Origin of the sequence: Nonomuraea sp. NPDC052265, from assembly GCF_044547985.1 — a bacterium.
Taxonomy (GTDB): domain Bacteria; phylum Actinomycetota; class Actinomycetes; order Streptosporangiales; family Streptosporangiaceae; genus Nonomuraea.
The window spans coordinates 19887-46241 of the sequence record NZ_JBIUBJ010000015.1; the positions used below are offsets into that span (position 1 = coordinate 19887).

Genomic DNA, 26355 nt, shown 5'->3' on the forward strand with positions numbered 1-26355 from the left:
CGCGGCCGGTCAGCCGCAACCGGCGTACGACGGCCGGACCGCCCCGACCGACGACTGGCCCGACGACAGCACCGACGACAGGGCCGACGGCTCCTCCAGCCCGCGCGGCGGCGGCGTCGGACGGTCGGCCGCCACGGTCAGCACGAGAGGGCCGAACCTGCGCCACCACCCGTGCGTGACCCCGCGCCCGCCCGCCCGCACGGTCAGCCCGCTCCACCCGTCGGAGGGCCGGCCGCAGCCGAGGGAGACCTCCAGCGCCCGGCTGTCGGCGCGGCGCAGCACCTTCGCCGCGCTCTCCTTGGCCGACCACAGCAGGCTGCCGAGCAGCGGATCGCTGCCGATGATCCGCTGTTCCTGGCGGGTGAACCGGTCGGCGACGAACCCCGGCCCGCGCGCCTCGACCATCTGGAGGTCGCAGCCGACGGCCCCGGGCTCCAGGCCGAGCAGGCACACCGCCCATCCGGCGCGGCTGGTGAGCGAGATGCCCACCGGCAGCGGGCGGCCGTCCCGCCACGCCTCGGCCGCGCCGTCGGGACGCCGCCGCAGGTCCGGATCACCGGCGGGGCCGGGACAGACCAGGCGCAGCGCCTGACCGGCGGTCCAGCGGGCGAGCGGGTGCTCGGCGGGCCGCCCGTCGCCCGCCCGGCCCTCCCCCGCCGGGAGTTGCCCCTCCCCGCGAGCCAGCCACCTCATCGAGCCTCCATTCCGCGCTCCAGCGCTATGGATGACCTCCGGCCGCGGCACGGCGGCCGGGATCGCGTGATCGACCGACCCGGCCGCCACGCCCGGGCGGCCGTCTCGCGCAGCTTCTCCGCCCGCACCTCCTCGAACGCCTCGTGCGGCGGCGGGCGCGCCGAGCGCCGCCCCGCGTGCGTGCATCCCGGTACGTGCCCGCGCACCGCCGCCGGACACCCCCGGGCCCCCTCGACTAGTGTGATCTTGTGACCGGAATTTTCACAGTGTTCCCAGCCTCGCCGGGCGACGGCGAGACGCTGGGAGAGATCCACGCCGAATCATGGAAGGCCGCCTACGCCGGCTTCTTCTCCCGGGAGTTCTTCGACCAGGCCGTCAGCCACCGGCGCGGCAAATGGCACGACGTGCTCGCCGCGACCCCGGGCGGCCTGGTGCTCGCCGCGCTCGACGGGCGGCGGCTGGCCTTCTCCTCCTTCGGGCCCTCGCCGTCCCGGACGGGCGCGGCGGAGATCTTCGGCTTCTACGGCCATCCCGACGGCTGGGGCACGGGCGTGGCCGCCGCCCTGATGACCGACACCCTGCGCCGCATCCGCGACGACGGCTTCACCCGGGTGCACCTGTGGACGCTGCGCGACACGCCGCGGTCACGCCGTTTCTACGCCAAGAGCGGCTTCACCGAGTCGGGCGCCGCCCGCGCCTACGACTACGGCGACGGCAACCCGGTCGAGCAGGTCGAGTACGAGCTGTCCTTCCCCTGACCCCGGCCCTCTTCCCACGCGTGCCGACTTGACAGAGTTCCCCGGCGTATTTCGCGGTGAATACCCCGGCGCGGGCTCTCTCGTTGACCGTCCCCATGGCCCATGACAACCATTCTTGAGTATGGCCAAGCGGGCACGAGAAACGGTCGAGTGATCGCGTGAGAGGAATGGCATGAGCGCGAATGCTTTGTACGCCGGTCGAGACTGGAAACTCGACCACGACAAGCGGGTCAAGGTCAGCGACGCGGAACTGCGTTACACGGTCGTGGGACGCGGCGAGCCGGTCCTGTGCATCCACTGCACCTCCATTTCGGACGGTCTCATCACGCCGCTCCTGAAGTACAACCCGGAGCTGCTGGACAAGTACCAGTTCATCAGCTATTACCGTGCCGGTTACAACGGCAGCACGCTGGAGAAGGACAGCCTCAGCATCGAGGAGGGCGCCGAGCACGCCAAGCAGCTCCTCGACCACCTGGGCATCGACAAGGCGCACGTCATGTCGTACTCCTTCGGCGGGGTGATCGGCTTCCAGTTCATGCTCTCCTACCCCGAGCGCACGCACTCGGCGGTGCTGCTGGAGCCGTACCTGCCGCGTGAGGGCGCCGAGGCCGAGAAGGCCAACAACGACGCCGTGATGACGGCCATCGAGCTGGTGCAGAAGGGCGACAAGCTCACCGCCGCCTGCGACTTCATGGCCGCCGTCTGCGGCCCGAGCTACCTCGGCTCCGTCGACATGACCTGCCCCCTGGACGTGTGGGAGCGGGTCGAGGAGTGCGCGGACGTCACGTTCAAGGTGGACTTCCCGGCGCTGGGCGGCTGGGGCTTCCGCATGTCCAAGGCCGACCAGCTCGTGCCGGACAAGCCGCAGATGCCGGTGCTGGCCGTGATGGGCCTGGACAGCGAGGCGGCCATGCCCGGTTTCCGCGAGGCGCAGCACTTCCTCATGAACTGGCTGCCCCAGGCCGAGCGCTGCGGCATCGTCGGCGCCACCCACGGCCTGCAGATCATGAACCCCAGAGCGGTCGGCGAAGGCGTCTCGGCCTTCCTCGCCAAGCACCCGATGCAGTAGCACCCGACGCAGCAGCACCCGACGCAGGAGCACCCGACGCAGTGAGAGGAGAGCGATGTCGGATCTGACGGCTGAGCGACTGGCGGCGGCACACCAGGCGCTGCGGTCCGGCGACCGCGAGCGCGCGCTGGAGTACTGGCACCCCGACGTGCGGTTCCAGTCCCCCGGCAACCACCCGTACGCCGGATGGCACGACGGCCTCGACGCCTTCATGGGCTTCATCAAGACCTGGCAGCGGCTGGCCGGCGGCACCCTGCGCATGGAGCAGGTCGCCTGCCTGGTCAACCCGGTGGACGGCTACACCATCGACGTCAACCGGTGCACCGCCGTACGCAGGCGCACCGGCTCGGACGGCACCTCCTTCTACGAGCACCTGCAGATGGAGGGGGTGGACCTGATGCGGTGGGAGAACGGCCGCGTCGTGGAGGGCCGCGGCGGCATCTTCGGCGACGGCACCGCCAACTTCAGCTCGTTCTTCGGCCCGATCGGCCCCGACGGGCGCAGATCCGACGACTGAGCGGGCCATCCCGGGCGGGCCGGTGACGACCGGCCCGCCTTCTCGTGCCCGGAGTCCGTCCGCGCCGCCTTCGTGCCTTTTTCCGCAGGAACGCGCCCACAGGAGAAGACATGACCCGTTTCCGTGGCGTCCTCCGCGCCTCCGCCGCCGCCCTGGCCGTCACCGCCGCGATGGCGGCGGCCGCGCCGGCCCCCGCCTTCCGGGCCGTGGACCCGCCCGGCGACCCCACCACCCTCTGGAACGTCGACGTGCTGGACGCCACCCACGCCTACGCCGTCGGCTGGCGCGGCTACGACGGCTCGCCGGACACCTCCGTGCTGCGCCTGCGCCAGGGCGCCTGGACCGTCTCGGCGCTGCCCGGCGACCCCGGCAACGGCTCGGCGAGCATCAGCGGCGACGGCGAGGGCCACCTGGTCATCCCGACCGGCGGCGGCACCACCGCACCCGCCTATCTGTACTTCGACGGCGCCTCGTGGACCAGGGTCGGCGGCCCGGCCCGCCCGTCGGCCGGGTACGCGGGCGCGTACGCGGTGGACCGCGTGCCCGGCACGTCCACGATCCTGTCGGTGGGCGGTGCCAACGTGACCAACCTGACCGGGTTCGCGATCAGTGACCTGATCAGCCCCCGCTGAGCGGGCCGGCGCGCGGGCGGGGCGGGGCGGCAGGTCCCTCCCCGCTCACGCGCGCCTGCCGCCGCCCGCGCGGACCGCCGCGAGCAGCGTGCCGGCCAGCAACAGCGCCGAGGCGGCCGTCAGGACCACGCCCAGCCGGTGCAGTCCCTCGTCGGTGGCGCGCTCGCCGTAGGTCACGCTGATGAGCAGCGCCGAGCAGATGGCCCCGGCGTACTGCGAGGTGCGCAGCAGGCCGGCGGCCATGCCGATCTGGCCGGGCGGCGCCTGGGCGTACATGGCGGCCTGGTTGCCCACGATGTTCAGCCCGTTCTGCACCCCGAAGACCATGCTGAGCAGGCACAGCGACAGGATGGACGCCCCGCCGTCGAGCGCCGGCAGCCAGGCGCAGCCCGCCAGCAGGGCCGCGGCGCCGGCCGGCAACATCCAGCGCGCCCTGCCTGACGTGCCGTCGGCCCGCGCGGCCAGCCCGGAGACCACCGCGCCCACGGCCGAGGTGGGCATGAGCAGCAGCCCGGCGACCGCCGCCGTCAGCCCCCTGCCCTGTTCCAGCCACTGCGTCCAGCCGTACAGGAAGCCGTAGGTGGCCATGAAGGTCACCGCGTTGCGCAGATAGGTCACCAGCAGCGGCCGGTTGCGGGCCAGGTCGCGCAGGCTGCCGCCGCCGCCCGTACGGGCCCGCTCGTACGGCTCGTCGCGCGGCAGCCACAGCAGCGCCGAGACCACCCCGGCCACGGCCATCGGCAGGTTGACCAGGAAGATCCAGCGCCAGCCGCCGAGCGCGTCGAGCAGCCCGCCGAGCGGCGGCCCGAGCACCATGCTGACCTGCCCGGCCATGGCCAGCGCGCCCATCACCGAGGCGGGCGCGGCCCCGCCGGACCGCTCCGACCTGCGGCGGACCATGCTCATGGCGGCCGGGTAGGCGGCCGAGGTGCCGAGGCCGATCACCACGCGGGCGGCCACGAGCAGGCCGAGGGTCGGCGCCCAGTAGCCGAGCAGCCCGCCGGCCGCGACCGTGACCAGCCCGGCCAGGTAGACGCGGCGCGGGCCGAGCCGGTCGGCCAGCCGGCCCAGCACCGGCTGGCCGATCGTGGTGGCCAGGTACAGGGCCGACACCAGCCAGGAGGTGGCGTCGGCGCCCACGCCGAAGTGGTGGGCGATGGGCACGAGCGCGATGGCGATGATCGAGGAGTTGATCGGGTTCAGCAGCGAGCCGACCGACACCGCCGTGACGAAGCGGGGGCCGAAGGCGGCCTGGCCGGGCTCGCTGTCCGGCCGCGGCGGCGCGGTCACAGCTGGTACTTCTCCTCGAGCTTCTCGTAGATCTCGATCTTGTAGTCGATGGCGGCCAGGTCGTCCTTGAGCTGGGCGATGCGCTTGGCCACCTCCTCGCGGTGGGTGAGCAGGATCTGCTTGCGCTCGGCCGCGGTGCTCTCGCCCGCGCGGACGAGCTCGGCGTAGCGGCGGACGTCGGCGATGGACATCCCGGTGCCCCGCAGCCTGGTCAGGAACCGGATCCAGGCCAGATCACGTTCGGTGTAGCGGCGGTGCCCGTTCCCTCCGCGCGGCGGCGTCTCCCGCATCAGGCCGGCCTTCTCGTAATAACGCAGCGCATGGGCGCTGAGGCCGGTCTCGGCTGCGACTTCCGCGATCGTCAGGCTCTGACTCATACCGATCATTGTCACCCTTCGAGCGCGATCCAAGTCAAGTGCATTCGACTGAATTCCGGTGAATGCGGGCCCGGACTTGACGGAATGGGATCGGCTACCTCCATACCGCCCGGTCGCCGCCGGGCGGCGCGTTGACGCGTTTTCCGGCGGCTGAACATGATGCATCCGTAGCGCCGGACGAAATGGTGGTGCCAATGGCGAAGAGCGAATTCGTGAGATTCCTCGGCGACCTCCGGGAGAATCCACAAAGACGCGCTGAGTATAGCGCGAGAAATCTCAGTCAATTGTTGTTCCACGCATCCGACGAGGGCTTCCGGTTCACCGCCGAGGAGCTGGTGTCGGTGGTCGGGGCCCTGGAGATCGAGGTCATCGTCGCCAAGGACGGCGAGTCCGTCGACGGCGGCAGCGCGCTCTGGCGGCACATGTGGGGCAGGCGGTACCTGGACTACCTGCTCGATCACGTGGTGGCCAGGTTCGACGAGGAGGAGCTGCGCGGGTTCGCGGCCGACGAGAGGCGGCCGGTGGCATGAGCGGGACGAACCTGATCGCGTTCCTGCGCCTGGCGGGCTCGCGCGCCGACGTGCTGGAGTCGCTGAAGGCCAGGAGCAAGGCGGAGGTCATCGCCGCGGCGGCCGAGCACGGGCTGCCGTTCTCCGAGGCCGACTTCGACGGCGTCGTGTGGGAGCTGGAGGAGCGCCTGGCCGACCTGCGCGGGGACGCCTTCGACGCCACCTTCCCGCTCTGGCGGACGATGTGGGGTCAGCACTACCTGGAGTTCCTGGTCGGCGACCTGCTGCCCGCCCTGGAGCGGGCCCGGCTGCTGGAGCCGTCGTGAGCGCCTACGACTACATCGTGGTGGGCGCGGGCAGCGCCGGCTGCGTCCTGGCCAGGCGGCTGCTGGACGCGCTGGGCTGCCGGGTGCTGCTGCTGGAGGCCGGCGGCCCGGACGTCGCCGAGTCCGTGCACCGGACCGACGTGCCGTCGATGACCTCGATGTGGGGCTCGCCGGAGTTCGTGTGGGACTACGCGACCACCCCGCAGCGCGAGCTGGGCGGCCGGGCCGTGCCCATCCCGCAGGGCCGCGTGATGGGCGGCGGCAGCTCGGTCAACGCCATGATGTACGTGCGGGGCAACCGCCGCGACTTCGACGGCTGGTCCGCGCTGGGCAACGACGGCTGGTCCTACGACGAGGTGCTGCCCTTCTTCAGGCGCTCGGAGGACTACCCGGGCGGCTCGCCGGAGTACCGGGGCAGCGGCGGCCCGCTGAAGGTCGTCGACTACGGCTCGCCGTCGGACGCCTCGCGGGCCTTCGTCCGGGCGGCGATCGCCCGCGGCCGCGCCGACGGCACCGGCGACTACAACGGCCCCCGGCAGGAGGGCCTGGCCTTCTTCTACCAGTCCACCCGGGACAAGGACGGCCGCCGGTCCAGCACGTCGGAGGCGTTCCTGTCGCCGGTGCTGGGCGAGCCCGGCCTCACGCTGGAGACCGGCGCCATGGTCACCCGCCTCACCGTCGAGGGGAGCCGGGCCGGCGGCGTGGAGTATGTCAAGGACGGCCGTACGCACCGGGCCACCGCCGAGCAGGAGGTCATCGTGGCCTGCGGCGCGCTGGGCTCGCCCGCGCTGCTGCTGCGCTCGGGCCTCGGCCCGGCCGCGCACCTGCGCGAGCACGGCGTCGAGGTGGTCGCCGACCTGCCGGGCGTGGGCCGCAACCTCCAGGACCACGTGCTGTTCGGCATCGGCTACGAGAGCCTGCGCGAGCTGCCCTTCCCCGAGCTGCTGGCCGAGGCGGGGCTGTTCACCAACGTCCTCGGCGGCGACGGGCCGGACCTGCAGTTCTTCTTCGGCCCGGTGCAGTTCATCGACGACCGGTACAAGACGGACGGCCCGGGGTTCACCTTCGCGCCGATCCTGCTGCAGCCCGAGAGCAGGGGCGAGGTGCGGCTGCGCCCCGGCGACCCGCTGCGTCCGCTCATCGACCCGCGTTACCTGGAGGCCGGCGCCGACCTGCGGCTGCTGACCGAGAGCATCGTGCTGGCCAGGGAGCTGGTCGCGGACGGGGCCTTCGACTCCCTGCGCGGCCGGGAGCTGGCCCCCGGACCCGGCGTGACGAGCCCGGCCGCCCTGGCCGAGTACGTGCGGGCCGGCGCATCGACCGTGTGGCACCCGGCCGGCACCTGCCGGATGGGCCGCGACGGCGAGGCGGTCGTCGAGCCCGACCTGCGGGTCCGCGGCGTGGACGGGCTGCGCGTGGCCGACGCCTCGGTCATGCCGGTCATCACCCGGGGCAACACCAACGCCGCCACGATCATGATCGCCGAGAAGGCCGCCGACCTGGTCGCCGCATCGGCACGGAGGTGAGCTGAGATGACACAGACCTTCGACTTCGTCGTCGTCGGCGGCGGCACGGCCGGATCGGTCGTCGCCGCCCGGCTGAGCGAGCTGCCCGGGGCCCGCGTGCTGGTCCTGGAGGCGGGCGAGACGAAGATCACCGACGCGGTCGAGGACCCGGCCCGGTGGAACGAGGTGCTGCTGACCGAGCTGGACTGGGCGTACATGAGCGAGCCGCAGCCGGGGCTCGGCGGGCGCCAGGTCTACTCGGCGGCGGGCCGCGGCCTGGGCGGCACCTCGAACGTCTACCACATGATCCACACGCGCGGCCGTCCGGCGGACTTCGACGCCTGGGCCTACGACGGCTGCCCCGGCTGGTCCTTCGCCGACGTCCTGCCCTACTTCCAGCGCCTGGAGGGACAGCGGGACGCGACCAACCCGACGGCCGGGCACGAGGGCCCGATCAAGATCGTCAACGCCCGGGACATGGGCAACCCGGTCTCGCAGACGTTCGTCGACGCCTGCGTGGAGCTGGGTTACCCGCAGGTCGAGGATTTCAACGCCGACAGCTTCGGCGTGAGCTGGCACCACGTCGACATCGACGTCGAGAAGGGCACCCGCTGCGGGGTGCGCGCCGCCTACCTGGAGCCGGCTCTGGAGCGGCTCAGCGTCGAGGTGGGCGCGCCGGCCACCCGGCTGCTGTTCGAGGGCGAGCGCTGCGTGGGCGTGGAGTACCTCAAGGACGGCGAGCTGCGGACGGTCAGGGCCGAGCACGAGGTGATCGTCACCGCGGGCGCGATCCAGTCGCCCAAGCTGCTGCAGCTGTCCGGCATCGGCGAGGCCGGGGCGCTGGCCGCGCTCGGCATCCCGGTGGTCGCCGACCTGCCCGGCGTGGGCGCCAACTTCCACGACCACCCGCTGGTCATCGGCCCGATCGGGTACATGGACGAGGCCGCGCCCGACCCGCGCGGCCAGGTGACCGAGGTCGGGCTGTTCTGGGGGTCGGAGCCGGGGCTGCCGGTGCCCGACATGGAGATCTGCCTGGTGCACCGGGCGCCGTTCGGCGACCAGTTCTTCGCCAACGTCATCAAGCGGGTGGAGACCGGGCAGCCGCTCACGCCGGTGCGCGAGCTGGTCGACCCCAAGATCGTGCTCACCCTGCCGGGGCTCGTCCGGCCGCTGTCGCGGGGCAGCGTACGGCTGGCCGGCACCGACCCGACGGCCTACCCGCAGGTCAGCGCGAACTACTTCGCCGAGCGCTCGGACCTGGAGCGCACGGTGACGATGGTGCAGATCGCCCGCGACATCTACGCCAGCTCGGCCTTCCGGCGCGACTGGGGGCTGACCGAGGTCGCGCCCGGCCCCGACGTGCGCACCCGCGCGCAGCTCAGCGCGTGGGTGGTGGAGAACGTCGGCTCGTACTACCACTTCGCCGGCTCCTGCAAGATGGGCTCCGACAGCCTCGCGGTGGTGGACACCCGGCTGCGGGTCCGCGGCGTCGAGGGGCTGCGCGTCGCCGACGCCTCGATCATGCCGACGATCGTCTCGGCCAACCCCCACACCACCACCGTGATGATCGGCGAGCGCGCCGCCGAGTTCGTCGCGGCGGACTTCCTCCCGGCCCGACAGGAGGCCACGCGATGATCCACCAGTTCATCTTCGGCGCCCCCAAGCCCGGCTTCACCGCCCAGCAGTTCCAGGACTACTGGGTCAACGTGCACGCGGTGAAGTTCGCGAGCAAGATCAAGCAGATCAGGCAGTACCTGGTCGACACCCGCATCCCCTTCGACGGCGACGTGGGCCGGCCGGCGCTGCCGCACCAGGGCATCGCCGAGATCTGGCTGGCCAACGCCGAGGAGCAGCTCGCCTCGCTGCAGAGCGAGGAGTTCCTCCAGGGCGCCCGGCTGGACGAGCCCAACTGGGCGGCGTTCTGGTCCACGATCGTGGTGGACACCGTCGCCCACGAGCTGGTGCCCGGCCCCAAGCCCCGGCCGGAGGGCTGGGTGAAGGTGACCACGCTGATCAAGCGGCGGCCCGGCCTGCCGCTGGACACCTACCGCAAGCAGTCCCTGGAGTCCTACGCCGCCGCGGTGGCCGGGCTGCCGGGCCTGCGCAGGCACCTGCACTGCCACACCGTGGACGGCGCGTACACCTTCGGCGAGGCCGGCTTCGACGCCGTGGACCAGCTCTGGTTCGACGACGTGGACGCGCTGCGCGCCGCGCTGGCCTCGGCCCACCACGCCCGCCGGGTCAAGCCGGAGCTGGAGGCGATCGCCGACCCGGCCCACGTGTTCTCCATGACCTGCAAGGAAAACTGGATCATCCCTGGGGAGTCGGCATGACCAAGCGTGTTCTCGTGATCCTCTCGGAGTTCGGCTACTGGGGGGAGGAGCTCGTCGGCCCGCTGTCGGCCTTCGACGAGCGCGGCTACGACGTCGTGTTCGCCACGCCGACCGGCAAGCAGCCGCACGCCCTGCCGCCCAGCATGGACCCCGACTACGTCGACCCGCCGCTCGGCCGCTCGGTCACCACGCCCGAGGTGGCCAAGCTGACCCGCGACCTGGACGAGTCCGGCCGCCTGGCCAACCCGCTCAACCTGTCGGCGTGGGCGCCCGAGCGTCCCTACACCAGCAGCCCCGACTACCTGCGCCGGCTGGAGTCCTACCACCGGGCGGTGGCCAAGCTGGAGGCCGAGCTGGTGCCCTACGACGCGGTGCTGATCGTGGGCGGCAGCGGGCCGATCGTGGACCTGGCCAACAACGAGCGGGTGCACGAGATCGTGCTCGCGTTCGCGCGCGCGGGCAAGCCGGTGGCCGCCGAGTGCTACGGCGTGGCCTGCCTGGCCTTCGCCCGCGACTGGGAGGACCGCAAGAGCATCATCTGGGGCAAGCACGTCACGGGCCACTGCAAGGAGTACGACTACAAGGACGGCACCGGGTTCCTCGGCGTGCCCGACTTCAACATGGGGCCGCCGCCGTACCCGCTGGAGTACATCCTGCGGGACGCCACCGGGCCCGAGGGGCGCTACATCGGCAACTTCGGCCGGGAGACCTCGGTCATCGTGGACTTCCCGTTCGTCACCGGCCGGTCCACGCCCGACTCGTTCCTGACCGGGCAGAAGATCGTCGAAGTGCTAGAGGGCGGCCTGCGCCGCTTCGGCTGGTGATGGCGGGCCATGGCCAGGGACGGCAACACCGCGATCATCGAGCAGTTCCTCAGCGACGGCATCACGTACATGTTCGGCAACCCGGGGACGGTCGAGCAGGGCTTCCTCGACGCGCTGGAGGGGTTCGAGGACTTCCGCTACATCCTCACCCTCCAGGAGACGGTGGCGGCCGGCATCGCCGACGGCTACGCCCGCGCCACGGGCGGTCCGGCGCTGCTGCAGCTCCACAGCGGTGTGGGGCTGGGCAACGCGATCGGCATGCTGTACCAGGCCAAGCGGGGGCACTCCCCGCTGGTGGTCGTCGCGGGTGAGGCCGGGGTCGGCTACGACGCGATGGACGCCCAGATGGCCGCCGATCTCGTGGCCATGGCCCGGCCCGTCACCAAGCACGCCATGCGCGTGATCGACCCGGGCTCGGTGCTGCGGGTGCTGCGGCGGGCGGTGAAGATGGCGATGACGCCGCCGCGCGGCCCGGTGTTCGTGGCGCTCCCGCTCGACGTGCTGGACCAGCCCAACCACGAGCCGGTCCAGCCGTCGGTGGTGCCGCACTCGGCCGCGCTGCCCGCGCCCGAGCTGGTACGCCGGGCAGCCGGGCTGCTGTCCGGCGCCCGGTCCCCGATCATCCTGGCCGGCGACGGCGTGTCGGTCTCCGGCGCGCAGGCGGAGCTGACCCGGGTGGCCGAGCAGCTCGGCGCGGACGTGTGGGGCGTGGAGTTCTCCGAGGCGAACATGGACGGCCGGCACCCGCTCTTCCGCGGCCAGCTCGGCCATATGTTCGGCCAGGTCAGCGCGGACGCCGTCAAGGACGCCGACGCCGTGCTGGTGGTGGGCACGTACCTGTTCCCCGAGGTGTTCCCCTCGCTGAGCAGCCCGTTCGGCAAGGACGCCCGGATCGTGCACATCGATCTGGACTCGTACGAGATCGCCAAGAACCACCCGGTCACGCTGGGCCTGGTGGCCGACCCCCGGCTCACGCTGGCGGCGCTGTCGGCGGAGCTGGAGGGCACGCTGAGCGGGGCCGACCGGCAGGCGGCGGCGGCGCGGCTGGCCCGGCGGACGGCCGCGCCTCGGCCGGCGCCGGCCGAGGACTCCATCCTCAACGCGTTCATGCGCGAGCTGGCCGCGCGGGCCCCCGAGGACGTGATCGTCTTCGACGAGGGGCTGACCGCCTCCGGCGTGATCGGCTCCTACTTCCCGCCGCGCGGGCCGGGGAGCTGGTTCCTGACCCGCGGCGGCTCGCTCGGCGTGGGCATCCCCGGGGCGATCGGCGCCAAGCTCGCCCACCCGGACCGCACGGTGATCGGCTTCACCGGCGACGGCGGCAGCATGTACACCTTCCAGGCCCTGGCCACCGCCGTCCGGTACGACATCGCCGCCAAGTTCGTGATCTGCAACAACCACAGCTACCGGCTGCTGGACAACAACATCGAGGAGTACTGGCGCGGCCGGGGCATCCCCGGCCACCGTCTCCCTCGCTCCTTCGACCTCTCCTATCCCGATCTCCAGTTCACCGACCTGGCCAGGGGCTGCGGCGTGGACGGGCTGCGGGTGGAGAAGGCCGACCAGATCGAGGAGGCCGTCGAGCGGCTGCTCGGCCACGACGGCCCCTTCCTCATCGACCTCGTCACCGAACCGGGGAGGCCATTGTGAGCGGCATCGAGCCACGGGCCGGCGCGGCGCTGAACGGCCGCAGGATCGCCGTCCTGATGGAGAGCGACTACGTCGAGCCGGAGATCTTCTACTACGAGCGGCGCTTCGCCGAGGCGGGCGCCGAGGTGCACTTCATGACCCGCCTGTGGGGGCAGCCGTCGATCACCTTCACCGGCCACGAGTGGCGGGTGCCGTTCTCCGTGGACCGCGGGTTCGAGGACATCACGGACCGTGAGCTGCGCTCCTACGCGGCGGTGATCGTCCCCTCGGGCATCGTCTCGGACCGGCTGCGCTACACCGACGACGTCAACCGGCTGGCGCCGGCCACCGCGTTCGTGCGGCGGGCGCTGGAGGAGCCGTCGATCATCACCGGCGTGATCTGCCACGGCCTGTGGCTGATGGCGGCGGCCCCCGAGACGATGCGCGGGCGCAAGGTCGTCGCGCACAACAACCTCGTGGGCGACGTGCGGAACATGGGCGCCGAGTACGTGGACCAGGACGTGGTCATCGACGGGAACCTGATCACCGGGCGCAGCGTGTACCACTGCCATCTGTTCGCCCACACCATCATCGGCCAGCTCGCCGAGACGCTGTAGGAGCAACGATGAACTTCACCTACATGGACACCGTGGCCGGGCGGGTCGAACGGTTCGACGCCGGCTCCGGCTCCTTCCGGCTGGCGACCATCGACGGCCGCGCGGTCGAGGTGCGCCTGGACGGCGAGGTCTCGGCCGAGCTGCTGCGCAACCTGGGCGAGCCGTACGTGGACGCGGGCGACCACGTGCGCGACATGCTGACGCCGGGCCGCCACCTGTTCGTCTACGGGATCTTCTACCCCGAGGGCGAGGAGCCGGTCTTCTCCGCCAAGCGGCTGATCTTCCTGGGCCGCGGCTCCGGCGAGTACCGGTTCGAGCAGCCCGACTGGTGGATCAACCAGCTCGACGAGATCGCCGCGTTCTACCGCCGCGCCCAGTTCGGGCAGGGGCCGGTGGACTTCCGCGACTACCGGACGATCCTGCGCCTGGGCGGCGACAAGACCGCCAGCCACGTGCAGGAGACCGACACGATCTCGCGGCTGGTGTACGGCATGGCCTCGGCGTACCTGCTGACCGGCGACGACGCCTACCTGGAGGTGGCCGAGCGCGGCACCCGCTACCTGCGCGAGCACATGCGCTTCGTGGACCCCGAGAACGACGTCGTGTACTGGTACCACGGCATCAAGGTGGACGGCGAGCACGAGAAGAAGCTGTTCACCTCGGAGTTCGGCGACGACTACGACGCCATCCCGATGTACGAGCAGATCTACGCCCTGGCCGGCCCGACGCAGACCTACCGGGTGACCGGCGACAAGCGCATCGCCTCCGACGTCGACGCCACGCTGCGGCTGTTCGAGAAGTTCTTCCGCGACCACCGGCGCGGCGGCTACTACTCGCACGTCGACCCGATCCTGCTCAGCCCGCACCACGAGTCGCTCGGGCCGAACCAGTCGCGCAAGAACTGGAACTCCATCGGCGACCACGCCCCGGCCTACCTGATCAACTACTACCTGGCCACGGGCGACGAGCGCCACCTGGAGATGCTGGAGCGCACCTTCGACACCATCGTCGAGCACTTCCCCGAGCCGTCGAGCCCGTTCGTCAACGAGCGTTTCCACGACGACTGGAGCCACGACCTGACGCACGGCTGGCAGCAGGACCGCGCGGTCGTCGGGCACAACCTGAAGATCGCCTGGAACCTCATGCGCATGCACGGCGCGCGGCCCAAGGACGTCTACCGGGAGCTGGCCGAGCACCTGGCCAGGACCATGCCGGCGGTCGGGAGCGACCAGCAGCGCGGCGGCTGGTACGACGTCGTCGAGCGGCACCGGGCCGACGGCCAGAAATGGCACCGCTTCGCCTGGCACGACCGCAAGGCGTGGTGGCAGCAGGAGCAGGCGATCCTGGCGTACCTGATCGTCGCCGGCGAGCTGGGCGGCGACGACCACCTGGAGCAGGCGCGGCAGGCGGCGGGCTTCTACAACGCCTTCTTCCTCGACCACGACGAGGGCGCGGTCTACTTCAACGTGCTGGCCAACGGCCTGCCGTACCTGCTCGGGACCGAGCGGTTCAAGGGCAGCCACTCGATGAGCATGTACCACTCCTCCGAGCTGTGCTTCCTGGCGACCGTCTACACGCGGCTGCTGGTCACCCGCCAGCCGCTCACCCTGCACTTCAAGCCGGGCCCGGACGCCGAGCGCATCCTGCGCGTCGCGCCGGACCTGCTGCCGGCCGGGCGGGTGCTGCTGACCGAGGCCGAGGTGGACGGCAAGCCGTACGAGGTGCTGGACCCGGTGGCGATGACCGTGGAGCTGCCGGTCTCCGCCGAGGCCCTGCGCGTCAAGGTGACGCTGACCCCGGTGCAGGAGTGAGCGTGCCGACCATGGAGATCACGACGGACACGATCGGCCCGGTCACGGTGATCGGGCTCACCGGCCAGCTCGACAGCAGGTCGGCGCCGGCCGCGCAGGAGCGCATCCTGTCGCTGCTGCCGGCCGGCCGCCCGGTGCTGCTGGACCTGACCGGCGTCGGCTACCTGTCCAGCGCGGGCCTGCGCACGATGCTGCTGGTCTACCGGCAGGCGCGGACCGTGGACAGCTTCATCGCCCTGGTGGGGCTGTCGGCCGAGCTGCGCGGGGTGATGGCGGCGACCGGGTTCCTGCGCTTCTTCGTCGTCGCCGACTGCGTGGCGGACGCGCTGGAGATCGTCCGGGCCGCCGAGCCGCGGGAGGAGGCCACATGAGTGTCGAGGCGCAGGGCGTACCCGGCCGGATCGACTCCTTCCCCACGGCCGAGCTGGCCGGGTTCGGGGTGCGGGCGGGCCATCCGATGCCGTTCGGCGCCACGCTGGTGCCCGGCGGGGTGAACTTCTCGGTCTACTCCAGCGGCGCGAGCGCGGTCTCGCTGGTGCTGTTCCGGCACGGCGAGCGGGAGCCGTTCGCCGAGCTGCCCTTCCCCGGCGAGTACCGGATCGGCGGCGTGTGGGCCATGACCGTGTTCGGTCTCGACCACGAGGGCGTCGAGTACGGCTACCGCGTCACCGGCCCGGACGTCCCGGCGCCGGGCGACCGGTTCGACCCGGCCAGGATCCTGGCCGACCCGTACGCCAGGACCATGTCGGGCCGGGACGTGTGGGGCGCCGAGGTGGACTGGGCCGACCCCTACCCCTACCGGTCGGTGCTGGCCTCCGACGACTTCGACTGGGAGGAGGACCGGCCGCTGCGCGTGGCGCCGGAGGACCTGGTCGTCTACGAGCTGCACGTACGCGGCTTCACGGCGGACCCGTCCTCGGGGGTGTCGGCGCCGGGCACGTACGCGGGGCTGATCGAGAAGATCCCCTACCTGAAGGCGCTCGGCGTCAACTGCGTGGAGCTGATGCCGGTCTTCGAGTTCGACGAGTTCGACATGAGCCGGGTCGACCCGGTCACCGGCGAGCGCCTGTACAACTACTGGGGCTACTCGACGCTGGGCTTCTTCGCGCCCAAGGCCGGCTACGCGGCCACCGGCAGGTACGGAATGCAGTCCGACGAGTTCAAGAACCTGGTCAAGGAGCTGCACCGGGCCGGGATCGCGGTGGTGCTGGACGTGGTCTTCAACCACACGGCCGAGGGCAACGAGAACGGCCCGACCATCCACTTCCGCGGCCTGGACAACGGCACGTACTACATGCTCACGCCGGAGGGCTACTACTACAACTTCAGCGGCACCGGCAACACCTTCAACTGCAACCATCCGGTGGTGCGCGACTACGTGCTCGACTGCCTGCGCTACTGGGCCGGCGAGTACCACATCGACGGCTTCCGCTTCGACCTGGCCGCGATCCTCGACCGCGGCCAGGACGGCGCGCCGCTGGCCGACCCGCCGCTGATCGAGACGCTGGCCCACGACCCGCTGCTGCGCGACTGCCTGCTGATCGCCGAGGCGTGGGACGCCGGCGGCCTGTACCAGGTGGGCTCCTTCCCCGGCTACCAGCGCTGGTCGGAGTGGAACGGCCGCTACCGCGACGCGCTGCGCCGCTTCCTCAAGGCCGACCCCGGCTCGGCCGGCGAGCTGGCCACCCGGCTGGTCGGCTCGCCCGACCTGTACGCCTCCCGCGGCACGCTCGCCTCGGTCAACTTCGTCACCTGCCACGACGGGTTGACGCTGGCGGACCTGTTCGCGTACAACGGCAAGCACAACGAGGCCAACGGCGAGGACAACCGCGACGGCAACGACGACAACCTGAGCTGGAACTGCGGCGCCGAGGGCCCGACGCGGGACCGGGAGGTGCTGGCGCTGCGCGGGCGGCAGGCCAAGAACGCGATGCTGCTGCTCCTGCTCAGCCAGGGCATCCCGATGATCCTGGCCGGCGACGAGGTCGGCCGCACCCAGCACGGCAACAACAACGCCTACTGCCACGACGGGCCGCTGTCGTGGTTCGACTGGGACCTGGCCGAGCGCAACGGCGAGCTGCTGCGGTTCGTCCGCGAGTGCGTGGCCTTCCGCGCCGCGCACCCGATGGTGCGCGACCGCCGCCACCCGTGCGGCGACGAGGGCGCCGGCGGCCTGCCGCAGGTGTCCTGGCACGGCGAGCGGGCCGGCGAGCCCGACTGGTCGCGAGACAGCGCGCTGGTGGCGATGCTGCGCGGCGGCACGGCGGCCGGCGGCGGCGAGGAGCACCTCTACCTGGCCGCCAACGCCCACTGGCAGGCGCGGGAGCTGGAGCTGCCCGCCCTGCCGGACGGCGCGGTGTGGCACCTGTTCGCCGACACCGGCGCCGCCGCACCCGAGGACGTCCACCCGCCGGGCCAGGAGCCGCCGCTGGCCGACCAGCGGCGGATCGTGGTCGGCCCGCGGGCCGCGGTCGCGCTCGTCGGCCGCGCCCATCACTGAGATCCATGAAGGAGAACCCATGTCGTTCAACGCGATCCTGACCCACGACGGCAGCACCGCACTGATCACACTGGAGGGCGAGCTGGACGCCCTGACCGCCGAGACCTTCCGGAGGGAGGTGGAGCGCGCGGCCGAGGCCGCGGCCGAGCTGCTGGTGCTGGAGATGTCGCAGCTCAGTTACATGTCCTCGGCGGGGCTGCGCGGGCTGGTGTTCGCCCGCCAGAAGCTGGCCGACGACGTGCGCATCGTGCTGGTCGGCGCCAACGACGCCATCGAGCAGACCATCCGGCTGGTCGGCTTCCATCACAGCGTGGACTTCAGCGATGCGATCCCCGAGTAGGCAGGCGATGGAGCGGCTCAGCCTGCCCGCCGAGCCCGAGTCGCTGGAGGAGCTGATGGCCTACGTGCAGACGTTGAGCGCGCTCGGCGGGCTGACCCGCACGCGCGCCCACTGGCTGCGGCTGGCCGCCGAGGAGCTCATCGTCAACATCATCACCCACGGCCACCGTGACCGGCCGGGCGAGCTGGAGCTGACCGGCGGGGTGGAGCCGACCCGGGTGTGGCTGCGCCTGGCCGACTCGGCCCCGCCGTTCGACCCGACCGCCTACGAGGCCGTTCCCGACCTGGACCGGCCGCTGGGCGAGCGCCGGCCGGGCGGGCTGGGCGTCTACCTGGCCCGTACGGTCGCCGACCAGGTCCGCTACGAGTACAGCTCGGGTCGTAACCAGACGACCGTCATCATGAACCGCGTCTAGGAGGTGCCGATGGATGCGGAGGCGACCCTCGTCGTCAGCGGCCCCTCACCAGCCGCGGAAGAGTTGTGCCTGCTGCTGGCCGCGGACGGCGCTCCCGTGGCCCGGCGCACTCCCGAGCAACTGCTGGCCGAGGCGCCTCCGCCCGCCGACCTGCTGCTGGTGAACGCGAGCCTGGACGTGGAGGTGGTGCGGGAGGTGACGCGCGTCGTCCAGGCGGGCGCGCGGCCCCCGGTCGTGGTCGCGTTCTCCGACGGCGACCTGCGCCAGCTCGCGCCGCACGTGCTGGCCGGGCTGGACTACATCGTCCCGCCCTTCGTGCCGGAGCTGCTGCACCGCAGGCTGCGGGCGGGACAGGTGTTCGGCCGCTTCCCGGGCGCCGAGGAGGAGGCGCTGCTGAAGTACGAGCGCGAGCTGCAGATCGGGCGGGAGATCCAGGCGGGCTTCCTGCCCGACGCGCTGCCCGCCCGCGCCGGCTGGCAGCTCACCGTCCGGTTCCAGCCGGCCAGGGAGGTCGCGGGGGACTTCTACGACGCCCTGGAGCTGCTGGGCGGGGCGCGGATCGGGCTGGTGGTGGCCGACGTGTGCGACAAGGGCGTCGGCGCCGCCCTGTTCATGGCCCTGATCAGGACCCTGCTGCGGCACACGGCAGCCCACGTGGAGACCGGCGAGGCCGACCCCGTCCAGGACGACGTCGCGCCGCTGCTGCGCGCGGTGATCGCGACCAACGACTACCTGACCGCCAACCACCTGCGCCAGGGCTACTTCGCCACGCTGTTCTTCGGCGTGCTCGACCCGGTCACCGGCGCGCTCGTCTACATCAACTGCGGGCACAACCCGCCCATCATCCGCCACGCGGGCGGCGGCCACACCCTGCTGCGTCCCACCGGACCGGCGCTGGGGCTGGTGCCCGACTCCGTCTTCGAGGTCGGCAGGGCCCACCTGGACCAGGGGGACCTGCTGTTCGCCTACACCGACGGCGTGCCCGAGGCCAGGGACGAGTCCGGCCGCTTCTTCAGCGAGGAGCTCATGCTGACCCTCGTCTCGCAGCCCGCCACCGGGGCGGACGACCTGCTGGACAGGCTCGAACGGGAGATCAGCGCGCACATCGGGTCCGCCGAGCAGTTCGACGACATCACCATGATCGCTCTACGTAGGACACCCACGGGGAAGTACGGACAATGAACGAGATCGCCGGAATCGCACTGGCGGGCGGACAGGGTCTCCGGGCCCGGCCGCTCACCCTGGAGGCCCCCGGCCACCCGCGGAGCAAGGCCACGGTCTGCTTCGCCGGACGGCCGGTCATCGAATGGCAGATCATGGCCCTGCGCGACCAGGGGGTCAGCGACTTCTACTTGATCGCCAACGGCCGGGAGAACCGCTACCAGGCCAAGGACGTGCTCGGGCACGGCGAGGGGCTGGGCGTGCGCGTGCGCTACTCGCGGCCCCGGATGGACTGGACCAACACCGGTTCCGGCGAGGCGACGCTGAGCAGCCTGGACTACTGGGAGCTCGACGGGCTGGCGCTGGTCTTCCCGACCGACTCGCTGTTCGAGTTCGACCTGGCCGAGCTGGTACGCCGCCACCGCGACAGCGACGCCGTCGTCACCGTGGCCGTGGTCGAGCGGACGGCCGAGGAGGTCGCGGGCAAGTACGGGACGATGGTCACCGACGCCTCGGGGCGGATCCGCCGTTTCGTGGAGAAACCGCCGCTGGCCGAGGTGCACGCCCTGGCCGCCGACCCGGCCCGGGTGCCCGTCAACGCCGGGCTCTACCTGGTCGACTGCGGGCGGCTGCGGAAGCTGGCCGGGGAGCCGGCGCTGGCCGAGCTGGCCCGTCACCGGCTCGACTGGGGGCACGACCTGCTCCCGTGGCTGGTGGGGGCCGGGCACCGGGTCGGCATCGCGCCCATCGCCAAGCTGGGCGACCTGGGCAACCTGCGCGACTACCTCGACACGCTGACCGACGCGCTGAGCGGCGGCTACCCGCACGTGCTCAAGGGCATGCGGCGGGCCTACCCGGGCAACGTGCGCATCCACGAGTCCTCCCTGCGCCAGCGGGACGCGACCTCGGGCATGACGCTGGCCGAGAAGATGAGCGCGGGGCTGGTCAGGATCGGCCCGAACGTGCACATCGGCCGGGACGTCGAGATCGGCCCCGGCGTGGTCGTCTCCGACTCCGCGATCGGCGACGGCGTGGACCTGCACACCGGGTGCCGGCTGCAACGGGTGGCCTGCCTGGACGGCGCGATCATCGGGCCGTGGGCCCGGCTCACCGACACCCACGTGGGGACGATGGCCACGGTGGAGTCGTTCGTGGACTGCGTGACCGTGCTGAGCGGCTACAGCGCGCTGGGCAACGGAGTGACGGTCCAGGCCGGCGTGCGGCTGTCCGGGGTGACGGTGTACCCGGGGCTGACCGTGCCGGCGCACTGCGAGGCCGCCGCCGGCACCTCGATCGAGACCCTCGCCGACCTCCAGGACGCGTGACACATGACTGAGACGCTGGTGCTGACCGAGATCTCCGAGATCGCCGCGGGCCGCGTGCCCGTCGTGGGGGTCCGGCCCGTCGTGGCGGGCGGGTGCCGGCCCGCGCGCGCGGTGCCGGGCGAGCCGTTCGAGGTGTCGGCGACGCTGTTCAGGGAGGGGCACGGCGTGGTGGGCGCGAACGTCGTGCTCACCGATCCCGACGGCAAGCAGGCCGCCTGGATCCCGATGGCGGCCCTGTCCCCGGGCTCCGACCGGTACGCGGCCGAGGTTTCGGCCCACCGCGAGGGCGAGTGGACCTTCCGGGTGGAGGCGTGGAGCGACCCGGTCGCGACCTGGCTGCACGTGGCGGAGGTGAAGATCCCCGCCGCGATCGACGTGGCCGTGACGATGGAGGCCGGCGCCCGGCTGCTGACCAGGGCCGCCGCCCAGCCCGAGGTGCCGCCCGCCGACGCCCGGCTGCTGCGGGTGGCCGCCGCGACGCTGCGCGACGGCGAGCTGGACCCCGAGGCGCGGCTGGCGATCGCGCTGGCCGAGCCGGTGCTGCGCACGCTGGCCCGCCGGCCGCTGCGCGACCACCTGACGGCCGGGGAGGAGCTGCCGCTGCTGGTGGAGCGCGAGCGGGCGCTGTACGGGGCCTGGTACGAGTTCTTCCCCCGCTCCGAGGGCGCCGTGGTGGACCCCTCCGGGTGCCGCCCGCCGCGTTCCGGCACCTTCCGGACCGCGGCCGAGCGGCTGCCCGCCGTGGCCGCGATGGGCTTCGACGTGGTCTACCTGCCGCCGATCCACCCGATCGGCCGGACCAACCGCAAGGGGCCGGGCAACTCGCCGATCGCCGGGCCGCACGACCCCGGCTCGCCGTGGGCGATCGGCTCGGCCGCGGGCGGTCACGACGCGGTCCACCCCGACCTGGGGACGATCGACGACTTCGACTTCTTCGTGGCCAGGGCCGGCGAGCTGGGCCTTGAGGTGGCGCTGGACTTCGCGTTGCAGTGCTCGCCCGACCACCCGTGGGTACGGGAGCACCCGCGGTGGTTCGAGCACCGGCCCGACGGCAGCATCGCCTACGCCGAGAACCCGCCCAAGAAGTACCAGGACATCTACCCGATCTCCTTCGACGCCGACCCCGGCGGCATCCTGGCCGAGTCGCTGCGGGTGCTGCGGCACTGGATGGGCCACGGGGTGCGGATCTTCCGGGTGGACAACCCGCACACCAAGCCGGTGTTCTTCTGGGAACGCCTGATCGCCGAGGTCAACCGCACCGACCCGGACGTGGTCTTCCTGGCCGAGGCGTTCACCCGGCCGGCGATCATGCACACGCTGGCCGCCGTCGGCTTCCAGCAGTCCTACACCTACTTCACCTGGCGCAACGCCAAGCCGGAGCTGGAGAGCTACCTGGGCGAGCTGGCCGGGGAGGCGGCGGCGTACATGCGGCCGAACCTGTTCGTCAACACGCCCGACATCCTGCACGCCTACCTTCAGGAGGGCGGGCCCGCCGCGTTCCAGGTGCGGGCCGCGCTGGCCGCGACGGCCTCCCCCACCTGGGGCGTGTACGCCGGGTTCGAGCTGTGCGAGCGCGAGCCGGCCGCGCCGGGCAGCGAGGAGTACAAGGACTCGGAGAAGTACCAGTACCGGCCGCGCGACTGGTCGGCGGGCGGCACGCTGGCGCCCTTCCTGGCCGCGCTGAACCGGGTCCGGCGCCGCCATCCGGCCCTGCGCCTGCTGCGCAACCTGCGCTTCCAGCACGCCGACGACGACGCCGTGCTCTGCTTCGCCAAGCAGGCGGGCCAGGACACCGTGATCGTGGTGGTCAACCTCGACCCGCACCACGTGCGGCAGGCCACGGTGACGCTGGACCTGCCCGACCTGGGGCCCTCCTTCCGGGTGCGCGACGAGCTGACCGGCGAGGTCTACCAGTGGGGGGCGCGCAACTACGTGCGGCTGGACCCGTCCCGGCAGCCCGCCCACATCCTGACGGTGGAGGGGTGATGGACGTGCTGACCGGCGGGGGCCCGTCCGTGCTGGGCGAGCTGGACCTGCACCTCATCGGCGAGGGCAGGCACGAGGAGCTGTGGCGGGCGCTGGGCGGGCGCACCCGTACCGTCGGCGGCGTGGCGGGCGTGTCGTTCGCCGTGTGGGCGCCGGGCGCGCGCGAGGTGCGGCTGGTGGGCGACCTGAACGGCTGGGACGGCGCCGGGCACGCGCTGCGCCGGGCGCCCGGCGGCGGCCTGTGGGAGCTGTTCGTGCCGGGGGCCGGCGACGGCTGCCGGTACATGTACGAGATCACCGGCGCGGACGGCCGTACCCGGCGCAAGGCCGACCCGCTGGCCCTGGCGGCCGAGCACCCGCCGCGCACCGCGTCGGTGGTGTTCACCTCTCGGCACCGCTGGCGCGACGGCGCGTGGCTGGCGGCCCGCGGCGAGAACCCGGCCCGCGAGGCGCCTATGAGCGTGTACGAGCTGCATCTGGGCTCCTGGCGGCGCGGCCTGACCTACCGCGACCTGGCCGAGCAGCTCCCCGGGTACCTGCGCGGCATGGGCTTCACGCACGTGGAGCTCATGCCGGTGGCCGAGCACCCCTTCGGCGGCTCGTGGGGCTACCAGATCTCCTCCTACTACGCGCCGAGCTCCCGTTACGGCACCCCGGACGACTTCCGCGCCCTGATCGAGGCGCTGCACCTGGCCGGGATCGGGGTGATACTCGACTGGGTGCCCGCGCACTTCCCCCGCGACGACTGGGCGCTGGCCCGCTTCGACGGCGGACCGCTGTACGAGCACCCCGACCCGCTGCGCGGCGAGCACCCCGACTGGGGCACGCTCACCTTCGACCTCGGCCGCCCGCAGGTGCGCAACTTCCTCATCGCCAACGCCCTGTACTGGTGCGCGGAGTTCCACGTCGACGCCCTGCGCGTGGACGCCGTCGCCTCGATGTTGTACCTGGACTACTCCCGCCCGGACGGCGCCTGGCGGCCCAACGTCCACGGCGGCAGGGAGCACCTGGAGGCGATCGCGTTCCTGCGGGAGCTCAACGACACCGTCCACCGGCGCTGCCCCGGCGTGCTGGTGATCGCCGAGGAGTCCACGGCGTGGGAGGGGGTGACCCGGCCGACGTCCGCCGGCGGGCTGGGGTTCGACTTCAAGTGGAACATGGGCTGGATGCACGACACGCTCGGCTACATGCGGCGCGACCCGGCGCACCGGCCCTACCACCATCACGCGCTGACGTTCGGGCTGACGTACGCGTACGCGGAGGACTTCCTGCTGCCGCTCAGCCATGACGAGCTGGTGCACGGCAAGGGATCGCTGGCCGGCAAGATGCCGGGCGACCGGTGGCAGCGGCTGGCGAACCTGCGCGCCTACCTGGCCTTCATGTGGGCGCATCCGGGCAAGAAGCTGCTGTTCATGGGCCAGGAGTTCGCGCAGGACAGCGAGTGGTCCCACGATCGCGAGCTGGACTGGGCGCTGCTGCGCGACCCCCGGCACAAGGGCGTGCGCGACCTGGTCAGGGACCTGAACCGGCACTACGCCGCCACCCCCGCGCTGTGGCGGCTGGACTGCTCCCCCGGCGGATTCACCTGGATCGACGCCGACGACGCCGGCTCCAGCGTCTACTCCTTCGTCCGCTGGGACCGGTGGGGGGCGCCGCTGGTGTGCGTGAGCAACCTGTCGCCGGTGCCGCGTCACGGGCACCGGCTGGCGCTGCCCTCCGGCGGCCGCTGGCAGGAGGTGCTCAACACCGACGCCGCCTGTTACGGCGGCGGGAACCTCGGCAACCTGGGCTCGGTCACGTGCACGGAGCAGGTCACGGGCGGGCCCGCGGTCGCCGAGGTGCTGCTGCCGCCGCTGGCGACGCTCTGGCTGGCCCCCGGGGAGGAGGCGTCAGAGCCTCAGCAGTGAGGCGGCCATGGCCTTGTTCACCGCGTCGAGGCGGGAGGTGGCGTCGAGCTTGGTGAAGATGTTGCGCAGGTGACGCTTGACCGTGCCTTCGGCGATCATCAGCCGGGTGCCGATCTGGGCGTTGCTGAGGCCCTGGGCGGCCAGGGACAGCACGCTCAGCTCCCGCTCGGAGAGCTTGCCGGCGCGCGGCCGGCGGGACATCATCAGGCTCTCGCGCGACACCGACAGGACCACGCGCTCGGCGTCCGCGCAGACACCGCGGATGGCCTGCACCAGCTCCTCCCGGCCGACGCTCTTGAGCAGGTAGCCGCGCACGCCGTGAGCGATGAGCTCCTGCACGAGCACCGGGTCGTCGTACATGCTGAGCACGATGACGCGGGACCGGGGCGAGACCCGGTGGATGTGGGTGGTGGTGCGCACGACGCCGTCGCCCGGCATCTCCACGTCGAGCACCACGACGTCCGGCCGCAGCGCCTCGGCCGACTTCACCGCCGCGCGCGCGTCCCCCGCCGTGGCGACGACACGAAGGTCGGGTTCGAGCTCCAGCGTCTGCTTGAGCGTCTCCCGCAGGATCGTGTGGTCGTCGGCGATGAGGACGTCAATGCTGCCTTCTCTTTGCATCCGATGTTTCCTTCGGCCGCTCGTCCCGGACAGCCCGGACAGGGGCACGGAAGACGACCTCGGTGCCCTTCCCGGGGGTGCTCTCTATGGTCACCAGGCCGCCCAGGGCGACCCCGCGCTCGCGCATGGAGGTCAGGCCGTTCCCATGTTTCGCGCGCCAGCCCGAGAAACCCCGGCCATTGTCCCGCACAATTGCTGTGATCCGGTCGTGCGCAATCTTGACGCACACTTCGAGCAGGTCGGCGCCCGCGTGGGAGATGCTGTTGGTAATGGCTTCGCGTAATATCAGGAATAACTCGTCCCGAATGCGGGGAGGCAGGCCGTCGACATCGCCGATAAGGACGATCCGATGTTCCAGGCGCGGGTCCACAATGGTCGTCATGAGCCGCACAAGCGCTTGCTCCATTCCCGGCCAATGGGCGTGAACGCGCAGGTCGGATAAGACGTCCCGGATTTCCTGGTGAGCCCGGAGCAGCGCCGCCTTCGCTTCTCTCACATGCACCGGGAAACTGTCCCTGCCGCGCGCGTGCCCGATTTCGGCGAGCTCCAGCTGCCGGCTCGCCACGCTGATCTCGTGGCCCACCCGGTCGTGCAGGTCGCGGGAAATTCGCCGCCATTCTCGTTCGTCGGCCCGGCTGCCGTCCATTGACGTGGTCAGGGCCCCGGAGGCATGGCCCGTACCGGCCTTGAGCCGGGCCACGATCAGGTCGAGAAGCTCTTCCGCCAACTCCGCGCACTCGTCCGGAACGGCACCGGAAGTTGATTCTTCAATTTCGCCGCACAGCTGTGCCAAGATCGCAGCCTTATGGGCCTCGATCTGTTCGGCTATCACAACCGTGGGCTGGATGTTGCACTGCACTGGTCATCCCCCGTAGTGTGTGTCGCCTTACTCAGTCACCGGCGCAGATCCCCGCATCATATGATCACATGATTCCGGCGGATGCAAGAGTGCACTCCAGACTCATCGGACGGCCGATCCATTACCCGCACACCTGACTGAGGCCGCGCGTGATGTAATACCGGGTTATCGATGAGTACTCCGGAGATGCCTCCCGGAGTACTCCCTTTAATACTCCCGGACAGCTCCGCTGCCACCTTGGTGTTACTCTCTTGCGCGAACCAAAACTTAACTGCGATCCTGACCGCGTTCGCCATTACGGATCTTCTCTAATGCAGGTGAGGGGCGGTCATGAGAGAACTCGCGGTGAAC

26 protein-coding genes are annotated in these 26355 nt (G+C 71.7%); 21 read left to right on the forward strand and 5 right to left on the reverse strand.

Annotated features, from left to right (window positions below):
• Positions 1-9: 9 nt before the first annotated feature.
• A complete protein-coding gene (locus ACIHAD_RS33970; RefSeq protein ID WP_397358797.1) occupies positions 10-693 on the reverse strand; it encodes a hypothetical protein in 684 nt (227 codons plus the stop codon).
• A 266-nt stretch (positions 694-959) separates the two neighbouring features.
• Between ACIHAD_RS33970 and ACIHAD_RS33975 the strand changes: the two genes are divergently transcribed.
• The 4 genes from ACIHAD_RS33975 (at position 960) to ACIHAD_RS33990 (ending at position 3669) form a co-directional block, all read left to right on the forward strand.
• Positions 960-1451, forward strand: a complete 492-nt coding sequence (locus ACIHAD_RS33975) for a GNAT family N-acetyltransferase (protein WP_397358798.1) — start codon at positions 960-962, stop codon at positions 1449-1451.
• Between the two features lie 172 nt (positions 1452-1623).
• Positions 1624-2520, forward strand: a complete 897-nt coding sequence (locus tag ACIHAD_RS33980) for an alpha/beta fold hydrolase (protein ID WP_397358799.1) — start codon at positions 1624-1626, stop codon at positions 2518-2520.
• Positions 2521-2575: 55 nt separating this feature from the next.
• Positions 2576-3037 (forward strand): nuclear transport factor 2 family protein, encoded by a 462-nt coding sequence (locus tag ACIHAD_RS33985; RefSeq protein WP_397358800.1) that lies wholly within the window; start codon positions 2576-2578, stop codon positions 3035-3037.
• A gap of 110 nt (positions 3038-3147) precedes the next feature.
• On the forward strand, positions 3148-3669 hold the full coding sequence (locus ACIHAD_RS33990; RefSeq protein ID WP_397358801.1) for a hypothetical protein: 522 nt from the start codon (positions 3148-3150) through the stop codon (positions 3667-3669).
• A 45-nt stretch (positions 3670-3714) separates the two neighbouring features.
• Here ACIHAD_RS33990 and ACIHAD_RS33995 read toward each other — a convergent pair whose 3' ends face one another.
• Positions 3715-4959, reverse strand: coding sequence for an MFS transporter (locus tag ACIHAD_RS33995; protein WP_397358802.1), 1245 nt, complete (start codon positions 4957-4959; stop codon positions 3715-3717).
• On the reverse strand, positions 4956-5336 hold the full coding sequence (locus ACIHAD_RS34000) for a MerR family transcriptional regulator (RefSeq protein WP_397358803.1): 381 nt from the start codon (positions 5334-5336) through the stop codon (positions 4956-4958). Before ACIHAD_RS34000 ends, ACIHAD_RS33995 begins: the two co-directional genes overlap by 4 nt.
• Before the next feature lie 284 nt (positions 5337-5620).
• Between ACIHAD_RS34000 and ACIHAD_RS34005 the strand changes: the two genes are divergently transcribed.
• Genes ACIHAD_RS34005 through glgB form a run of 17 tightly spaced genes read left to right on the forward strand, consistent with a single transcriptional unit; the run spans position 5621 to position 24524 of the window.
• Positions 5621-5866 (forward strand): hypothetical protein, encoded by a 246-nt coding sequence (locus tag ACIHAD_RS34005; protein WP_397358804.1) that lies wholly within the window; start codon positions 5621-5623, stop codon positions 5864-5866.
• Positions 5863-6171 carry a Nif11-like leader peptide family natural product precursor gene (locus ACIHAD_RS34010; RefSeq protein WP_397358805.1) on the forward strand — a complete coding sequence of 103 codons (309 nt, stop codon included), beginning with the start codon at positions 5863-5865 and terminating at the stop codon, positions 6169-6171. Before ACIHAD_RS34005 ends, ACIHAD_RS34010 begins: the two co-directional genes overlap by 4 nt.
• Positions 6168-7697: a GMC family oxidoreductase gene (locus ACIHAD_RS34015; RefSeq protein WP_397358806.1), complete on the forward strand. Its 1530-nt coding sequence runs from the start codon at positions 6168-6170 to the stop codon at positions 7695-7697. The genes ACIHAD_RS34010 and ACIHAD_RS34015 overlap by 4 nt, the downstream gene beginning before the upstream one ends.
• Before the next feature lie 6 nt (positions 7698-7703).
• Entirely contained in the window at positions 7704-9311 is a 1608-nt protein-coding gene (locus tag ACIHAD_RS34020) for a GMC family oxidoreductase (protein ID WP_397358807.1), read from the forward strand.
• Positions 9308-10009, forward strand: a complete 702-nt coding sequence (locus ACIHAD_RS34025) for an EthD domain-containing protein (RefSeq protein WP_397358808.1) — start codon at positions 9308-9310, stop codon at positions 10007-10009. The genes ACIHAD_RS34020 and ACIHAD_RS34025 overlap by 4 nt, the downstream gene beginning before the upstream one ends.
• Positions 10006-10833 carry a type 1 glutamine amidotransferase domain-containing protein gene (locus tag ACIHAD_RS34030; protein WP_397358809.1) on the forward strand — a complete coding sequence of 276 codons (828 nt, stop codon included), beginning with the start codon at positions 10006-10008 and terminating at the stop codon, positions 10831-10833. Before ACIHAD_RS34025 ends, ACIHAD_RS34030 begins: the two co-directional genes overlap by 4 nt.
• A gap of 9 nt (positions 10834-10842) precedes the next feature.
• On the forward strand, positions 10843-12483 hold the full coding sequence (locus tag ACIHAD_RS34035) for a thiamine pyrophosphate-binding protein (RefSeq protein WP_397358810.1): 1641 nt from the start codon (positions 10843-10845) through the stop codon (positions 12481-12483).
• The gene (locus ACIHAD_RS34040) at positions 12480-13079 is read left to right on the forward strand and encodes a DJ-1/PfpI family protein (protein ID WP_397358811.1); all 600 of its coding nucleotides are present in this window, start codon (positions 12480-12482) and stop codon (positions 13077-13079) included. The genes ACIHAD_RS34035 and ACIHAD_RS34040 overlap by 4 nt, the downstream gene beginning before the upstream one ends.
• Positions 13080-13087: 8 nt before the next feature.
• Positions 13088-14890, forward strand: a complete 1803-nt coding sequence (locus ACIHAD_RS34045; protein ID WP_397358812.1) for an AGE family epimerase/isomerase — start codon at positions 13088-13090, stop codon at positions 14888-14890.
• Positions 14891-14901: 11 nt separating this feature from the next.
• Positions 14902-15261 carry an anti-sigma factor antagonist gene (locus ACIHAD_RS34050; RefSeq protein WP_397358813.1) on the forward strand — a complete coding sequence of 120 codons (360 nt, stop codon included), beginning with the start codon at positions 14902-14904 and terminating at the stop codon, positions 15259-15261.
• A complete protein-coding gene (gene glgX / locus ACIHAD_RS34055; RefSeq protein WP_397358814.1) occupies positions 15258-17390 on the forward strand; it encodes a glycogen debranching protein GlgX in 2133 nt (710 codons plus the stop codon). The genes ACIHAD_RS34050 and glgX overlap by 4 nt, the downstream gene beginning before the upstream one ends.
• Before the next feature lie 19 nt (positions 17391-17409).
• The gene (locus ACIHAD_RS34060) at positions 17410-17730 is read left to right on the forward strand and encodes an anti-sigma factor antagonist (RefSeq protein WP_352329001.1); all 321 of its coding nucleotides are present in this window, start codon (positions 17410-17412) and stop codon (positions 17728-17730) included.
• A complete protein-coding gene (locus ACIHAD_RS34065) occupies positions 17714-18145 on the forward strand; it encodes an ATP-binding protein (protein WP_397358815.1) in 432 nt (143 codons plus the stop codon). The genes ACIHAD_RS34060 and ACIHAD_RS34065 overlap by 17 nt, the downstream gene beginning before the upstream one ends.
• 9 nt (positions 18146-18154) lie before the next feature.
• The gene (locus tag ACIHAD_RS34070; RefSeq protein ID WP_397358816.1) at positions 18155-19327 is read left to right on the forward strand and encodes a PP2C family protein-serine/threonine phosphatase; all 1173 of its coding nucleotides are present in this window, start codon (positions 18155-18157) and stop codon (positions 19325-19327) included.
• Positions 19324-20631 carry a sugar phosphate nucleotidyltransferase gene (locus ACIHAD_RS34075; protein ID WP_397358817.1) on the forward strand — a complete coding sequence of 436 codons (1308 nt, stop codon included), beginning with the start codon at positions 19324-19326 and terminating at the stop codon, positions 20629-20631. Before ACIHAD_RS34070 ends, ACIHAD_RS34075 begins: the two co-directional genes overlap by 4 nt.
• 3 nt (positions 20632-20634) lie before the next feature.
• A complete protein-coding gene (locus ACIHAD_RS34080; RefSeq protein ID WP_397358818.1) occupies positions 20635-22617 on the forward strand; it encodes an alpha-1,4-glucan--maltose-1-phosphate maltosyltransferase in 1983 nt (660 codons plus the stop codon).
• Entirely contained in the window at positions 22617-24524 is a 1908-nt protein-coding gene (glgB, locus tag ACIHAD_RS34085) for a 1,4-alpha-glucan branching protein GlgB (RefSeq protein ID WP_397358819.1), read from the forward strand. Before ACIHAD_RS34080 ends, glgB begins: the two co-directional genes overlap by 1 nt.
• Here the strand turns inward: glgB and ACIHAD_RS34090 are convergent.
• A complete protein-coding gene (locus tag ACIHAD_RS34090; RefSeq protein WP_397358820.1) occupies positions 24507-25145 on the reverse strand; it encodes a response regulator in 639 nt (212 codons plus the stop codon). The genes glgB and ACIHAD_RS34090 overlap by 18 nt on opposite strands.
• Positions 25123-26004 carry a sensor histidine kinase gene (locus ACIHAD_RS34095; protein ID WP_397358821.1) on the reverse strand — a complete coding sequence of 294 codons (882 nt, stop codon included), beginning with the start codon at positions 26002-26004 and terminating at the stop codon, positions 25123-25125. Before ACIHAD_RS34095 ends, ACIHAD_RS34090 begins: the two co-directional genes overlap by 23 nt.
• Between the last annotated feature and the right edge of the window lie 351 nt (positions 26005-26355).